At 69.2% G+C, this 14856-nt stretch carries 17 protein-coding genes; 10 read left to right on the top strand and 7 right to left on the bottom strand.

What is annotated here, in order from left to right; translation table 11 throughout:
• Positions 1-135: 135 nt before the first annotated feature.
• Complete coding sequence (arr, locus tag ABZ477_RS10775) at positions 136-585, bottom strand: NAD(+)--rifampin ADP-ribosyltransferase (RefSeq protein ID WP_360132178.1); 450 nt, start codon at positions 583-585, stop codon at positions 136-138.
• 89 nt (positions 586-674) lie between these two features.
• Between arr and ABZ477_RS10770 the strand changes: the two genes are divergently transcribed.
• A complete protein-coding gene (locus tag ABZ477_RS10770; protein ID WP_360132175.1) occupies positions 675-1505 on the top strand; it encodes an HAD family hydrolase in 831 nt (276 codons plus the stop codon).
• A 72-nt stretch (positions 1506-1577) separates the two neighbouring features.
• Here ABZ477_RS10770 and ABZ477_RS10765 read toward each other — a convergent pair whose 3' ends face one another.
• The gene (locus ABZ477_RS10765) at positions 1578-2258 is read right to left on the bottom strand and encodes a DUF2461 domain-containing protein (protein ID WP_360132172.1); all 681 of its coding nucleotides are present in this window, start codon (positions 2256-2258) and stop codon (positions 1578-1580) included.
• Positions 2259-2477: 219 nt separating this feature from the next.
• Between ABZ477_RS10765 and ABZ477_RS10760 the strand changes: the two genes are divergently transcribed.
• Positions 2478-2690, top strand: coding sequence for a hypothetical protein (locus ABZ477_RS10760; protein WP_360132169.1), 213 nt, complete (start codon positions 2478-2480; stop codon positions 2688-2690).
• 110 nt (positions 2691-2800) lie between these two features.
• Positions 2801-3223 carry a GNAT family N-acetyltransferase gene (locus ABZ477_RS10755; protein WP_360132166.1) on the top strand — a complete coding sequence of 141 codons (423 nt, stop codon included), beginning with the start codon at positions 2801-2803 and terminating at the stop codon, positions 3221-3223.
• A gap of 37 nt (positions 3224-3260) precedes the next feature.
• On the opposite strand, the gene ABZ477_RS10750 is transcribed toward ABZ477_RS10755, so the two are convergent.
• Entirely contained in the window at positions 3261-3755 is a 495-nt protein-coding gene (locus ABZ477_RS10750) for a helix-turn-helix domain-containing protein (protein WP_360132163.1), read from the bottom strand.
• 86 nt (positions 3756-3841) lie between these two features.
• Between ABZ477_RS10750 and ABZ477_RS10745 the strand changes: the two genes are divergently transcribed.
• The 4 genes from ABZ477_RS10745 (at position 3842) to ABZ477_RS10730 (ending at position 7102) form a co-directional block, all read left to right on the top strand.
• Positions 3842-4258: a Rid family hydrolase gene (locus ABZ477_RS10745; protein ID WP_360132160.1), complete on the top strand. Its 417-nt coding sequence runs from the start codon at positions 3842-3844 to the stop codon at positions 4256-4258.
• Positions 4259-4278: 20 nt separating this feature from the next.
• A complete protein-coding gene (locus ABZ477_RS10740; protein WP_360132714.1) occupies positions 4279-5568 on the top strand; it encodes an MFS transporter in 1290 nt (429 codons plus the stop codon).
• Between the two features lie 83 nt (positions 5569-5651).
• The gene (locus tag ABZ477_RS10735; protein ID WP_360132157.1) at positions 5652-6041 is read left to right on the top strand and encodes an SHOCT domain-containing protein; all 390 of its coding nucleotides are present in this window, start codon (positions 5652-5654) and stop codon (positions 6039-6041) included.
• A 44-nt stretch (positions 6042-6085) separates the two neighbouring features.
• Positions 6086-7102, top strand: coding sequence for a medium chain dehydrogenase/reductase family protein (locus ABZ477_RS10730; protein ID WP_360132154.1), 1017 nt, complete (start codon positions 6086-6088; stop codon positions 7100-7102).
• Positions 7103-7120: 18 nt separating this feature from the next.
• Here the strand turns inward: ABZ477_RS10730 and ABZ477_RS10725 are convergent, their stop codons facing one another.
• Together ABZ477_RS10725 and ABZ477_RS10720 are read right to left on the bottom strand one after the other, a co-directional pair.
• Positions 7121-7879: a hypothetical protein gene (locus tag ABZ477_RS10725; RefSeq protein WP_360132151.1), complete on the bottom strand. Its 759-nt coding sequence runs from the start codon at positions 7877-7879 to the stop codon at positions 7121-7123.
• Positions 7866-9554, bottom strand: coding sequence for a hypothetical protein (locus tag ABZ477_RS10720; RefSeq protein ID WP_360132148.1), 1689 nt, complete (start codon positions 9552-9554; stop codon positions 7866-7868). The genes ABZ477_RS10725 and ABZ477_RS10720 overlap by 14 nt, the downstream gene beginning before the upstream one ends.
• 180 nt (positions 9555-9734) lie before the next feature.
• Between ABZ477_RS10720 and ABZ477_RS10715 the strand changes: the two genes are divergently transcribed.
• Positions 9735-10691, top strand: a complete 957-nt coding sequence (locus tag ABZ477_RS10715) for a hypothetical protein (protein ID WP_360132145.1) — start codon at positions 9735-9737, stop codon at positions 10689-10691.
• Between the two features lie 15 nt (positions 10692-10706).
• Here ABZ477_RS10715 and ABZ477_RS10710 read toward each other — a convergent pair whose 3' ends face one another.
• Positions 10707-11591 carry an aminoglycoside phosphotransferase family protein gene (locus tag ABZ477_RS10710; RefSeq protein ID WP_360132142.1) on the bottom strand — a complete coding sequence of 295 codons (885 nt, stop codon included), beginning with the start codon at positions 11589-11591 and terminating at the stop codon, positions 10707-10709.
• Positions 11592-11718: 127 nt separating this feature from the next.
• On the opposite strand from ABZ477_RS10710, the gene ABZ477_RS10705 reads away from it, so the two are divergent.
• A complete protein-coding gene (locus ABZ477_RS10705) occupies positions 11719-12579 on the top strand; it encodes an NmrA/HSCARG family protein (protein WP_360132139.1) in 861 nt (286 codons plus the stop codon).
• 49 nt (positions 12580-12628) lie between these two features.
• Here ABZ477_RS10705 and ABZ477_RS10700 read toward each other — a convergent pair whose 3' ends face one another.
• A complete protein-coding gene (locus ABZ477_RS10700) occupies positions 12629-13639 on the bottom strand; it encodes a glycerophosphodiester phosphodiesterase family protein (protein WP_360132136.1) in 1011 nt (336 codons plus the stop codon).
• 153 nt (positions 13640-13792) lie between these two features.
• Between ABZ477_RS10700 and ABZ477_RS10695 the strand changes: the two genes are divergently transcribed.
• A complete protein-coding gene (locus tag ABZ477_RS10695) occupies positions 13793-14710 on the top strand; it encodes a Bax inhibitor-1/YccA family protein (RefSeq protein WP_360132133.1) in 918 nt (305 codons plus the stop codon).
• Positions 14711-14856: the final 146 nt, after the last annotated feature.

Raw genomic sequence — 14856 nt, 5'->3', positions numbered from 1 at the left:
GTCTTCGTCTTGAGTTCTTCGGCGACATCGGCTACGCCAACACCGCGAACTCGCACGACGCATCTACCACCCGCGGAACCCCTGCGCGCTCCAGAACCCACGCTCGGAGCGCACTCCCCTGTGGAGGGGCGATCTTCAGTTGACGATCTCGGCGTCGCTGTCGAGGAGGGTCGCGAGTCGCCCGCGCCACGATTCGACGGCCTCGGGACTCAATCGCGTCCAGTCCGTGATCTCCTCGACCACCACCATCGGCGCACGTGTCCGATAGGAGCGCGTGGGATTGCCGGGGAACTTCTTGTCGGTGACGTTCGGGTCGTCTTCGAAGTCTCCGGTGGGCTCGACGACGTAGACGTGCGGCTCCGCGCCTTCCGGCCCGAGCATGACGGCGATCTCGGCCGCCAATCCTGCTCCGTCGCGCAGGGCGGTGAAGTAGATGTGGTTCATGATGACCTCGGGCTTGTAGTTCGACGGGCGCCCGGCGGTGAGTCGATCGCCGACACGGAGACTCGCGCGGGTGCCGTGGAAGAAGGGCCCGCGCTCTGCAGAAGCCTCCACCCGCGCCTGAACCACGGCGTTCGGTCCCATGCCCCGACGATATCGGCGATCGCTCGCCTGATCGAGGCTCGGGTGGGCCGCCTTCACCGCTCGCCGATGGATCCTCGCGCTAGGAGAGAATGGATGCTGTGAGCCCTCGCCGTATCGCCTTCCTCGACGTCGACGGCACGATCCTCGACCACCGTGGAACGGTCGCTGTGTCCACGGTGGACGCGATCCGCTCGGCCCGGGCCGCCGGGCACCTCGTGCTGTTGAGCACGGGCAGGTCGTCCGCCGACGTGCCGCCTGTCGTCCGCGCGATCGGATTCGACGGGGTCGTGTCCAACGGCGGCGCGTACGCGACCGTCGGCGACGAGACCGTCGTCGCCCGGCCCATGCCCGTCGCCGCGGTGCACAAGCTCACCGACTACTTCGAAGCTGCCGGCATCCGGTACCTCCTGCAGACCGACGACGGCGCCTACGCCGACGCCGAGGTGCAGGCGATCTTCGACGATCTGCACCGCCGTCTCTTCGCGTCGCACGAGCCCGATTCGGCGCCCCGGCTCCACGACATCGCCACGCTGGACCGCGCGGATGTCGCGAAGGCCGTGTTCCTGAGCGACGACGCGGATGCCGTCACCCGCGCGCAGTCCGACCTCGGCGACGCGTTCCACGTCGTGCCGGGAAGCATGCCGCTGCCCGGCGGCTCGAACGGCGAGATCGGGATGCTCGGCACCACCAAGGGCTCTGCGATCCTCGACGTGCTCGCGCACCTCGGCTTGACGAAGGACGCCGCGATCGGCGTCGGCGACAGCTGGAACGACGTCGAGATGTTCGAAGTGTGCGGCGTCGGGATCGCGATGGGGAATGCGGATGCCGCTCTCCAGGCCCTCGCCGACGAGGTCACGACGAGCGTCACGGAGGACGGCGTGTGGAACGCGTTCGTCCGCCACGGACTCGTGGACCGCTGAGGACAGCTCGTCACCCCCGGCCGACCGGCTATGGCGACGACTGAACCCTCGGAGCAGCGCCGAGAGGAGACGTCACATCCGGTCGCTGCGGCCGCGCCTCGATGACTGGGCGGCCTCGAGAAGTTCCGCGCCCAGCGTCTCGCTGAGCCAGGCGCACCAGGTCGAGACGGTGCGCCAGTCGTCGGCGATGATGTCGTACGCGTCGGGCGTCCACATCCAGTCGGCGGGGGGCTCTCGTCTGCCGACCGCGAGTCGTCTGAGTTGAAGCAGCTCAATGCGCGGGTGGTCGGCGGGGTAGCCGCGCGGCGCGGTCTTGAGGGCGTCGTCGCGCATGAGTTCGAAGCCGGCGTCACGCAGTTCTGCGAGCAGCGCGTCGAGGTCTTCCGCGGTGCGCGGATCGGCCACGGCCTCGCGGAAGCGTGCCAGCGCTGCGGGCGGCACGTCATACACACCGCCACCCAGCATCAGCCCCTCCTCGCTCAGCTGCAGATAATGGGCGACGGTCGCCTGCGAGACCATGCCGATGTGAAGCTTGTAGGGCGTCTTGTCTGCGCTGAAGCGGACGTCGCGATACGGGCGGAAGATCTTCACCGCTCCGAACTCGGGCTCGAGTTCGGCGCCGAGCGCCTCGAACGGTCCACGCACGGCCGCGTCGTAGCGGGCCTTGTTGGCCGTCCACCACGTCTTCGTGTTGTCGGCGCGGAGCTCGGCGTAGAACGAGACGGCATCGCGATCGAGTCCTTCGAATCCCACGCGCCGATCGTAGCGAGCGGATGCCGCGGCGGCGGCCCATCGACGCCGGCGCCTCAAGCGAACACAGTCCGCCGGGCGGCCGTACTGGCGCGCGGGGAGATGGCCTACCGGGCAAGGCTGGATTCGCTGGTTCGGCGCGACGGGAGCGGACGGGCCGTACAGTCGGATCACGGCACAGTCTGCGGGCACGGCAGACGGCTGATCGACGGGGAGAGCCACATGGATGAGCAGGACAGGCCGAGGAGCCAGGTGGGCTGGGTCGGCATGCTCGTGTTCGCGGCCGGCTTCGCCGTTCTCGGCGTGTGGGGGCTGGTCACCGGGGAAGTCGCCTGGGGCGTGGGGTCCGTGCTCTTCGGACTCGTGTGGGCTTTCGCCGCCCTGAGAGCGCGACGCAGGGCGAAGCCGGAAGGCGACCCGCGAACGGATCGGTGAGCGTCGCCGTCGGTGCGAGGGTCGCGGGTGGGACAGCATCCATCGCACTGCCCCGATCGGATGTCACACGAGGGCGCCGTCATCGCCGGCCCAGGTGATTGACTCGAGACGTGACGTTGACCTGGTCGATCGAGGACCGCATCCCCACGGCGGCGGAACACCGCGAACTGGCCGAAGCCGTGGGGTGGTACGACTCCTTCGACTGGGACACGCTGCCGGCCTCGCTGGCCGGGTCGACCTTCGGCGTCGTCGCCGTGTGGGAGTCGCGTGTGATCGGGATGGCGCGGGTCGTGGGTGACGGAGTGAAGTACTTCTACATCCAGGATGTCGCGGTGGACCCTCAGCATCAGGGGCGCGGAGTCGGGCGAGCGCTGCTGGAGCGGACGCTCGTCCTGATCGGCGAGCTAGCTCCGAGTCCGGCGTTCGTCGGGCTGTTCTCGACGGCAGCCGGTGCCGCCCTCTACGAATCCATCGGCTTCACGCGCGGAGACATGGCGGGACTCTTCCAGATCGTCCCGCCGACGTCTCCGTGAGCACGCGCAGTCGGATGCGGAGTGCCGAGCTGTCGCTTCAAAGCACCGACCCGGCGGGCTGCAGTCGATCGCGGGCGTGCTTCCACGGCTTCACCCAGGTCATCTCCTCCAGGGTGAGCACGGCGCCGCACGCGCTGCAGACCTGACCCTGCGAGGTCTCCTCACCGCACGTCTCATGGATCATGGCCATGTGCCCGCCGCCTTCGGGCATCGTCGTGTGCCTCTCGCCCCACACCGCGAGCTGCTGGAGCACCGGCAGAAGCTCGGCCGCGGCATCCGTCGCGGCATAGCCCTGGCGCGTGCGGGCGCCGTCGCGGTAGTCGACGCGAGTGAGCAATCCGGCCTCGACCATGGCCGCCAGCCGCCGGCTCAGGACGGCGTCCGCGATCCCGAGGTTGTCGCGCAGGGTGTCGAACCGGCCTCGGCCGTGGAGCACGTCGCGGACGATCAGGAGCACCCAGGGGTCGCCGAGCACGTCGAGAGAGCGGCGGATGGGGCAGTACTCCGCAGACCAATCGGATCGCAGCGGCATACCCGGCCCCTCTCGCAGTGGCGCGCGACGCGGCGCCTCGTGTAACTTTCTTCAAGAAAGTCTACTCCGGATGTCGAGGACCCACCATGCGCCGCATCGTCACTGTTCCCGTCCTCTCCGACGCCTTCGCGCGCCTCGGGGTGCCCCTGACGCTCGTCAACACGGCGGGGCCCACGGTCTACGTCGCGGGCCTGCCGCCCTACGATCCCGAGACGGGCGAGCTCGTCCACGGGGACATCGCGACCCAGACGGACGCCTGCCTGCGCGCGCTCACGGCGTGCCTGGCGGCGGCCGGCGCCTCGCTCGACGACGTCGTGAATGTCCGCGTGTATGCCGCCAACGCCGGCCACTACCGGACGATCAACGAGGTTTACGCCCGGCACTTCCCCGCCGACGCGCCCACTCGCGTCTTCGTGCCCGTGGCGAGCTGGTCCGGCGAGTTCGACATCGAGATCGACGCCGTCGCATACCGAGACGCCGACGACCGCGGGGACCGGGCATGAGTCGATCGAAGGACGGCGGGATGCCGCGGCCGGCCACGATCGGGGGCGCGGGCGGGACCCGGCTGCGCCGGATCCACCCGGCGTGGTGGGTCGCGGCCGTCGCCTTCCTCGCGCTCCTTGCCGCGGCGGGCTTCCGCGCGGCCCCGGGCGCACTCATGGTGCCGCTGCACGAGGAGTTCGGCTGGTCGACGACCGTCATGTCGCTCGCCGTCAGCATCAACCTCCTGCTGTACGGGCTGACCGCTCCGTTCGCAGCAGCCCTGATGGACCGGTTCGGGGTCCGGCAGGTCGTCGCCGCGGCGCTCACGCTCGTCGCACTGGGTGCGGGCGGCAGCGTCCTGGTGACCGCGTCCTGGCAGCTGCTGGTCTTCTGGGGCGTCCTGATCGGCCTGGGCACCGGCTCGATGGCGCTCGTGTTCGCCGCGACGATCGCCAACCGCTGGTTCGTGCGGCGGCGCGGCCTCGTGATGGGCATCCTCACCGCCGGTTCGGCGACGGGGCAGCTGATCTTCCTGCCGATCGTCGCCGACCTCGCCGAGACAGCCGGCTGGCGCGCGGCATCGCTGCTCGTGGCCGCCGTCGCACTGGCGGCAGTGCCCGTCGTGTGGCTCGTGCTCCGGGACTACCCGGAGGATCGCGGCGTCCAGCCCTTCGGCGCCGACCCGGCGACCCACACGGCACCCACCCGCGCAACGGGGAACGCGGCGCGACGGGCGATCGAAGGACTCGGCTTCGCGTCCCGGAAGCCGTCGTTCTGGGCGCTCGTGATCGCGTTCGCGATCTGCGGAGCGACGACGAACGGGCTCATCGGCATCCACTTCATCCCCTCCGCGCACGATCATGGGATGGCGACGACGACCGCCGCCGGGCTGCTCGCCGTCGTGGGGGTCTTCGACATCGCCGGCACGATCGCGTCCGGATGGCTGACCGACAAGTTCGATCCGCGCATCCTGCTCGTCGTGTACTACGCCTTCCGCGGCGTCGGCCTCGTGCTGCTGCCGTGGCTGCTGTCCGACGTCGTGCACCCGAGCATGGTGCTGTTCGTCGTCATCTACGGGCTGGACTGGGTGGCGACCGTGCCGCCGACCTCCGCGCTCTGCCGCGAGATCTTCGGCGAGCGCGGAACCATCGTCTTCGGCTGGGTCTTCGCCGCGCACCAGGTCGGCGCCGCGGCAGCCGCGCTCGGCGCCGGTGTCATCCGGGACACCTTCGGGGAGTACACCTACGCGTGGTGGGGCGGCGCGGCCCTGTGCGCGGTCGCCGCGGCGCTCTCGATCACGGTGCGGCGCACGGCGGTCCGAACCGGCTGACGCAGTCGTCGGCGCGCCCGCGGAAATCGCCGTGCGCGGCCGCTCCGCGGTGGCATGCTGAGCGCAACCGAATGGAGATCATCATGTTCAATGACAACGGGTCGTTCCTTCTCGCCCTGTTCGAGTTCTTCCTCTTCTTCGCCTGGTTCATGTGCCTGTTCTGGGTCTTCGGCGATATCTTCCGCAGCAGCGACCTGGGCGGCGGCGGGAAGACGGGCTGGGTGATCTTCGTCATCCTCGTTCCCTGGCTGGGCGTCCTCGTCTACCTGATCGCGCGGGGCGGGGGGATGCAGCAACGCCAGCTGGAGCAGGCGAGGGCGATGCACGCAGCCCAGGCCGAGTACATCCAGTCGGTCGCCAAGTCCTCCTCGACGTCAGCGACCGATCAGATCGCGTCGGCCAAGTCTTTGCTGGATTCAGGCGCCATCACTCAGTCCGAGTTCGACGCCCTCAAGGCGAAGGCCCTCGCGTAGCGCTCGCCTCAGCACCCACGTCCCGACAGCGGCTCGGAGGGTCGATGCGCCAGGTTGTGATCGTGGGCCACGGCGGCCCGGAGAAGCTCGAACTCAGGGAGACCCCGGATCCTCGCCCGAGCCGTGGTGAGGTGCGGATCCGCGTGGTCGCGAGCGGCATCAACTTCGCCGACATCCTGGCTCGCCAGGGTCTGTACCCCGACGCGCCTCGCCCGCCGGTCGTGGTCGGCTACGAAGTCTCCGGGACCGTCGATGCGGTGGGGGCCGATGCCGACCCCGCTCTGATCGGCAAGGACGTCATGGCCATGACCCGCTTCGGCGGGTACTCGGACGTCGTCTGCGTGCCCGCTCGACAGGTCTTCGAGAAGCCGGATGCTCTCACGCACGCGGAAGCCGCCGGGCTTCCCGTGGTCTACCTCACGGCGTGGCAGCTGCTCGTCGTCATGGGTTCGCTCAAAGCCGGCGAGTCCGTCCTGATCCACAATGCCGGAGGCGGCGTGGGCCTGGCGGCCATCGACATCGCCAGGCATATCGGCGCCCGCATCTACGGCACGGCCAGCAGCGCCAAGCATCCTTTCCTCTTCGAACGCGGCGCGCACGAGCTCATCGATTACCGGACCACCGACTGGGCGGCCGGGATCGACCAGCTCACGGGAGGGAAGGGCGTCTCGCTCATCATCGATCCGCTCGGCGGCAGGCACTGGAAGAAGAGCTACCAGGCTCTGCGGGCGACCGGCCGGCTCGGCATGTTCGGCATCTCCAGCTCGAGCGCCTCCAGGCTCCCGGGCGTCCTCCGGCTCGGGAAGACGGCGCTGGGCATGCCGGTGTTCCATCCCGTGCCGCTGATGAGCGCAAACCGATCGGTGTTCGGCGTGAACCTCGGACACATGTGGCACGAACCCGACATGATCGCCGAATGGATGCGGCTCCTCCTCGACGGCGTCACGGAAGGCTGGGTCCGTCCGCACGTGGACAGGACCTTCCCGCTCCCGGCCGCCGGTGAGGCCCATTCCTACCTCGAAGAGCGCCGCAACATCGGGAAAGTCGTCCTGACCGCCTGACCTGCGAGCCGGCCGCACTCACTCTTCCGGCGCCGTCGCCCGGGCCTTCACGGTGACGTCGGGCTTCAAGACGGTGAGGTTGCTCCCTCCGTCGACGGTGAGCTTCGACCGCGGCACGATCCCCAGCTCCAGATCGGCCATCGGGTAGCTGTAGTGCAGCTCGGTCGAGAACGCCTTCACCGTCACGCCAAAGGTGTCGGCGAGGACCTGAAGGAATCCGGCGTCGAGGGCGGCCTTGCATGCGTAGATGACGATCTCGGCGTCCGGCGCGAACCGAGCCCGGACGTCGGACCACGGGGTCACCGTGCCGTCGTCGTTCAGGATGCCGTTCACGCGGAATCCGTCGAGCTCGGCCTCGTCGAGACCATCGGTGAAGAAGACGGCTCCCGGCTCGACCGTCCCGCTCAGCCCGATCTCGTCGCTCGCGCCGTGCGTGACGAAGTTCAGTCTCCGGATGCTGCCCTTCGGCTGGCGGACGACCAGCGCGATGAAGGCCGCTGTTGAGCCGACCGTCAGCCAGGAGCTCCCGGAGAACCCGCTGTTCTTCATCGCGGCCGCGAAATCGACTTCGCTGGGAAACCACTCCCCGTCCCTGATGGCCTCGGCTTCGGCGGCCTCGGAGGGCCACGGGTACGGGAAGTCCCCCACCGCCCAGACGGTCTTGGCCTGGATCGGCTTCCGCTTTCCGAGCACCTGCTCAGCACCGCCGGTCACCCGGTCGCGGATCGCCTCCGTCGTCAGTGCGACCCGCGACAGGATGAGGTCAAGCGTCGTCATCTCCGTCATCCCCGTCCGGTGGATCGTCGTCGTCCGAGTCGACGCCGAAGACGTCGCGGTAGATGGCGCCCTGCCCGGCGTCTGCCGCCTCGACGACGGCCCGGCCGAGCGCGCTGCGGTCGATCTCTTCCTGCGTCAGGGCGTTCTTCAGCTCCATGCCGCGGATCGTCTGCACCTGCAGAGAGGCCGAGTAGCTGTCCAGCAGACCGGCTTCCGGATCGCCGCCGCTGCCGAGGAAGCCGTCGACGACGACACCGTCCGTGCGCATCGTGATGACGTTCTCCTGCAGCACGACGCCGGGCACCTCGATGAACTCGTGGTCGGCGAGACGCGTGCGGAGGGACTTGTTGACGCGCAGGTAGCCGACGCGTCCAGGCAGCGCGATCACGTGTCCGGCGACGGCGATGGAGCGCAGCGGGAAGGTCAGGTCCACCTGCTCCAGGAAGGGCTGCGGCTCGTCCTGGTAGTCGAAGATGAAGAACAGCTCGCGGATGATCCCTTCCAGGATGCGGGTGCGGACCTCTTCATCGTCCGCGAAGTACGCGTCGAGGAAGCGGTCGAGCTCGTACATCGAGTACTGCGGATACGGTCCCGGCGACTCGTCGTAGAGCGCGATCTTGACGTCCGTCAGGTGCAGCACCGAGATGTACTCCTGCACCATCTGACGGAAGACCAGATTCAGCGTGCGGCTGACGTTGACGTTCTCGATCTGCCGTTCGATGGTCTGCTCCGAGCCCTGCTCCGCGGACGACGTGCTGGTGTGCTCGGATGACGTGTTGATCTCGACATCCCGCTTCGAAGACGCTCGCGCGGAATGCTTGAACAGAGCATTCGAGACGGTCTTGGCGAAGTTCTCGCGCGCCGAGCGCGTGCCCCACTCGCCGGTCTCCTCGCTCGAGCTCGACGACGCTCCGCTGCCATTGGCCTCCACGAGACCCCACAGCACCTTGGCGCCGCCCGACCCCTCCTTGCTGGAGTGGTTCTTCTGGCTGCTGAGGATGTCGGCTTCGCTGTCGGTGAACTTGTTCGAGCTCTCCGACTGGATCGAGTTCTCGAAGTCGACCGCCGCCTCCTCCGTCACGGAGTCGAGGATGGACGACCCGACGTTGACGGTCGCCTCCTCGGTCTGCTTGGTCTTCTGATAGGTCTTCAGCGAGATCTTCGTCTTCTCGCCGGGGAACAGTGAGAACGTCTTGATGACCCTCCCCGCGCCGTAGTCGCCCAGGAACGTCGAGATCTGCAGCTTCTCGAAGAACAGGATCTTCGGGAACACGCGGTCCGGCGGGTGGGGGGTCGGCACGATGATGTCGAAGTCGCCGGTGAAGCCCAGCATCCCCTCGGCCGGTGCGTAGATGAAGCTCGACGCGTTCTCCTGATACACCTCGGCGACCGCCGCCACGCTGTCCACCGTCGCCATGCGCGGACCCTTGGGCACGATCGTGAGACCCGTGATGTCGAGGTCCGGAGGTACGGGGCGAGGGCGTTCCGGATGCTTCGCCTCCACATTCTCGCGAAGCAGCTCGAGCGTCTCGGCGTTGAGATCGCCTTGATCCACGTCGATGCAGATGACGCTGAGGCCCACGTGATTCGTGGACTCGGGGATCGAATAGCTCAGTCGCGGCGCATCGTCGCCGTCGTCGCCCAGCCGGATGAACGGCGCACTGACTTCAGGCATGGCAGTTCCTTTCACTGATGCCGATCAATGCGCCCGGGCGGGCCGGATGCACCCTCGCAGTGGAGAGCGCATGAGCGGCTCGCCTGATACATGCCGGTCGCCTGCGCATCCGAACCGCGAACGGACGCCGCTCGGAGTCGCGCGTCCGCATCCGCCCGACCCGTCGGTAGTCTTGCGCGGATGAGCACCGTCGACCGTCGCCCCCTCCCCGCCTTCACGTGGTTCCTCATCGGTGCGGCAGGCGCTGTCGCAGGTCTCCTCCCCTGGCTCGTGACCGGCGCTCGCCTTCCCCTGCAGAACCTCGCGGCCGACCAGTCGACGACCGACACGCCGATCGCCCTGCTGCCGTTCAGCCAGTACTTCCTCGTCACGATCGTGGCGCTGCTGGTCGTCGGCGCCGCGGCGGCAGGCATCGCCGCCCGCGCGCTGGCCGGCCGGCGCCCACGCTTCGGAAACACCTTGCTGGTCACCGGGATGCTGGTGGTCCAGCTCGCCGCGACGGTCCAGGCGAGCGTCGTCACGGTCCAGCTGCTCGAAAGGTCGACCCGCACCCTCATCTACGCCGGTGCGGTCGTCGCCGTCATCGTCGTGTCGCTCGCGGTCAGCATCCTCGTGCTGCTGCTCATCGCGCGCGCCCCCGTTCCGGGCGCGACGATCGGCCTGTCGCTCGCGGCGCTGGTGTCGGCGAGCTGGATCGGCGCAGCGCTCCGCGACATCATGCTGTTCGGCTCGAACGACGTCGTGCAGGTGCTCTCCTTCATCCTCCGCTGGTTGCCCCCGGTGCTGGCGGGCTGCGCCATCGCGTGGTGCGGCTTCCGGTCGGCGGGCCGCGTCGCCGCGGTCATCGTGAGCCTCGCCGCACTCTGGATCGGACCGGCGTTCTTCACGGCCGTGTCCTCCGCGGCGGGGACGCGTGTGCTCGCGCCGTACCCGGCCGAGATGGCGGAGTACGGCATCCAGGTGTTCTTCATGGCCCTCACGATGCCGGAGCTCACCGTGCCGTCGATCATCGTCGCAGTCGTGGTGGGCGTCGCGGGTTCGCTGCTGCTCGCGGTGGTGCGCCGTCGGCGGTCGGACGATGAGCCGGGCGCCGAGGTCGATGACGTCGCCGACCGCGACGCCGTGCCCTCGCCCTGACCGGGGCTCCGCCGCCTACGCGCCGTCGAACAGCAGATCGAGCACGCGTCGCGCGAGCCGTCGCTGCTCCGGCGGCTCGTTCGTCAGCATGATGAGGCCCTTCCACAGCGCCCACCCCCGACCCCGCGCCCAGGTCGCCTCGTCGGCGGCGTATTCGCCACGGAACGCTTCACGCGCCGTCCCGTCGAAGAAGGTCCAGGCGATCACGACGTCGCACGACGGATCACCGATCCCCGAGCATCCGAAGTCGATCACCCCGCCGAGCCGCCCCGTCCGGACGAGGAGGTTCCCGACCGCGACATCGCCGTGGAACCAGACGGGCGGCCCCTCGAACGGATCCGCCAGGGCGTCGCGCCAGATCCCGGCCGCGACGTCGCGCTCTCGGCCCTCGACGCGGAGCAGGAGGTCGCGCATCTCGTCGCCCCAGTGCTCGAGCGGGCCGCCGCGGAACGCGCTGTGCAGGCCGGGCGCCGGAGCACCCGCCGTGTCGGCGCCTCGCAGCGCGACGAGGAACCGTGCGAGGTCGACGGCGAAAGCGACCGGGTCGGGGATGGATGCTGTCCCCGCCGGCTCCCCCGTGAGCCACCCGTACACCGACCACGGCGCGGGGAACGCGTCCGACGCCCGGCCGATCCCCCGCACGGACGGGATCGGCAGCGGAACGGCTGACGCGAGCCGTGGGAGCCAGTTCTGCTCCTTCGCGACCTGCGGCACATAGCCCGGGGCGCTCGGCAGCCGCACGCTCAGCTCGTCGCCGAGGCGGAAGGTGCGATGGTCGTTGCCGCCCGGGACGGCCGGACGGATCGGCAGGTCGGCCCACTGCGGGAACTGCTCGGCGACGAGCCTCCGCACGAGCACGGCATCGATCTGCGACGCATCGATGCGCTCGGGCCCCGTCACCGTGCTCACGCTACCGGGCCTCAGCCGGCGTTGATCGGCCAGCACCGCCCTCGTCCCGCCGGACCTCGCGCCGTAAAATCAGCACAGGCGCGACGACGCGCCGATTGGCCCCATCTGGGGAGGGTCGATGATGTCTCCGACGGATCGGACCATCGCAGTTCTCGGCGCGACCGGTCGGCAGGGCGGCCAGGTCGTGCGGCACCTGCTTGCGGACGGATGGAGCGTCCGCGCGCTGACCCGCACCCCCGACGGCGCGAAGGCGACCGAGCTGAAGCGACTCGGAGCGCAGGTGATCCGCGCCGACCTCGACGACGAAGCGTCGCTCGATACGGCGTTCGCCGACACCCACGGCCTCTACAGCGTGCTGCTGCCGCACTCGGGATCCATCGACATCGAGATCCGCCAGGGCCGGAATGCCGCGAGCGCGGCGGCGCGTGCCGGCGTCGAGCATGTCGTCTACGGCTCGGCGGGTCTGGACGCCGAGAAGCGCGGCATCGAGCAGTGGGACGCCAAGATCGAGATCGCGCAGGCGTTCCGGGAGCGCGGCCTTCCGCTGACGGTCCTGCGCCCCATGGCGTTCATGGAGCTCATGACCGATCCGGCCTACTTCCCGCAGAGTTCGACCTGGTACACGATGCCGAAGCTCCTGGGCGAGGACTACCCCGTCGCCTGGCTCAGCGTGCAGGACCTCGGCGCCATCGCGGCGAAGGCCTTCGCGCATCCGGAGCGATTCGCCGGGCGCGACCTGAACCTCGTGGCCGACGTCAGATCGATCGCCGAGTGCCGCGAGATCTATCGAGAGGTCCGGGGCCGGAAGCCGCCGCGATTGCCGATGCCGCTGTTCCTCTTCCGCCGGTTCGTGGGTGACGACCTCCTCACGATGTGGCGGTGGCTGCACGACCATCCGCTGGATGCCGACCCCGCCGAGACGAGGCGGATCCTCCCGGAGGCGATGGACGTGCGGACCTGGTTGCGGGGCACGGCCTGACGACGGCAGTCAGGCCGGGCGCCGTCTCATCCCACCGCACGCGCCGCGCTCAGGGGCGGAAGAAGCCGACGCCGAGATCGGCGTGGTCGACGAAGACGCCGTCGACTCCGGCATCCCGGATCACGGCCCACTCCGACTCCCAGTCGCCGAAGGCCGACGGCCCGCCCTTGCCGCGGAACTGGCCGACGAGGAACGCGTTCTCGGGCCGGCACGTCCAGGTGAAGACCTGCAGCCCTCGCGCGTGGGCATCGGAGACGACGGTCGTGGGGCCGGTCATCCGCCCGAGCCGATCCGGCGCGAGGATCATGCGCTTGTCGACGCTGATGCCGTCGACGCTCCCGACGAGCCGGTCGAGGCCATCGGGCGCCGCGGTCTGCTTGTACGTCGGCGCCGTCCTGCCGTGCGCCGCCACGAGGTCGAACGGGCGCCCCGCTGCCTCGAGCAGATAGATGTACGTGCCCCGGATGCCTCGTTCCCGCAGCCGCGCGAGGACCGTCGACTCGAACGACTCGATGACGAGGGGCAGCTCGCCCCGCGCCCACCCGGCGGCCTGCAGCTCGTCGTCGATGAGCGCCGCCATGTCCCACCCGAGGCCGGAGAAGTACGTGGCGTGCTTGATCTCGAGCACGACGCCGATCTCGCGGCCCTGCTCGAGCGACGCGGCACGGACGAGGTCGAGCACGTCCCGCAGCCGGAGCACGGGCTGCTGGTCGTCGAACGAGGCACTCGTCGGCCGCACCTTCGGCAGCCGCTCGCGGCACCGCAACGTCGACAACTCGTCCCACGTGAAGTCCTCGGTGAACCAGCCGGTGAGCTCGGCGCCGTCGACAGTCTTGGTCGTGCGGCGCCGGGCGAACTCGAGCCGATCCGCGACATCCGTCGTGGAGCCGATCTCGTTCTCATGCCGCACCACGAGCACGCCGTCGCGCGAGACGACGACGTCGGGCTCCACGGCGTCGACGCCCATCGCGAGCGCGAGATCGTACGAGGAGCGGCTGTGCTCGGGCCGATACCCCGGCGCACCGCGATGCCCGACGACGAGCGGACGTGGACGCGGCATGCGCCCCAGGCTATCCGCGGCGTCTCACGCCTCGCCCGGCACAGGCGATGCTCCGGGCGACCTCACAGAACCGGCCGGAGGCACAGCACCCCCTATCGGTTATCGTGGAGCCACAGCACCTTGCTGCAACCTACTTATGGAGTGTGATCGGGCATGGCCTCGTCCAACCCCGCCTTCAACAACCCCGCCTTCCAGGACCCGCGCGCCGTGAAGACGTACCCGGGCGGTCCGCAGGCGGCGAACATCGGCGGACCCACGCAGTACGCGAGCACCTCCCACGCGGGAATGGATGCCGCATCCCAGGCGCAGTTCGAGGGCGCGCTCGCCGCACCCTCCGCCGGCGCGATCGACACGGGCCGTATGACGGTCGAGGACACCGTCCTCAAGACCCTCGCCCTGTTCGCCGTCCTCCTCGTCACCGCCGTCGGCGGCTGGGTGTGGACCATGGCTCCCGTCACGGTCGCCAACCCGGTGCCGACGATGATGCCGTGGATCATCGGCGCGCTGGGCGGCTTCGTGTTCGCGATGATCGTCGCGTTCGGATCGCGCAAGAAGATCCGCCCCGGCCTGATCTTCGGCTACGCGGCCTTCGAGGGTCTCTTCGTCGGCGCGATCTCGGCGTACTTCGAGTACATCTGGCCCGGCATCGTCGTGCAGGCGTCGCTCGCGACCCTCGCGGTCGTCGGCGTGACGCTCGCGCTGTTCGCGAGCGGCAAGGTGCGTGCGTCGAAGCGGGCGACGAAGGTCTTCATGATCGCGATGATCGGCTACCTGGTCTTCTCGCTGATCAACGTCTTCCTGATGCTCTTCAACGTCCCGATCGCAGGCGGCGCCTTCGGCCTCTACAGCCAGAAGATCGCCGGCATCCCGCTCGGCCTCATCATCGGCGTGCTCGTCGTCATCATGGCGGCCTACTCGCTCGTGCTCGACTTCGACTCGATCCAGCAGGGCGTCCGCAACGGCGCTCCGCGCCAGTTCGGCTGGCTCGGCGGCTTCGGCATCATGGTGACGGTCGTCTGGCTCTACATCGAGATCCTCCGGATCCTCGCGATCCTCCGCGGCAACAACTGACGCCGCGACCTCGCGCAAGGGCCGTCCCCACAGGGGGCGGCCCTTCGCGTGTGCCGGGTGCACCGGGACGGCTCGTCCGCATGCCGTGCACAACGTCGCTAATCGAGCGCGACACGCAGCCTTTATGCAATCAGTTCCGGCGTAGG

Origin of the sequence: Microbacterium sp. NPDC019599, from assembly GCF_040632175.1 — a bacterium.
Lineage (GTDB): Bacteria > Actinomycetota > Actinomycetes > Actinomycetales > Microbacteriaceae > Microbacterium.
The sequence above is the reverse complement of the archived record's forward strand: the minus strand, read 5'-3'. Positions and strand labels throughout refer to the sequence as shown.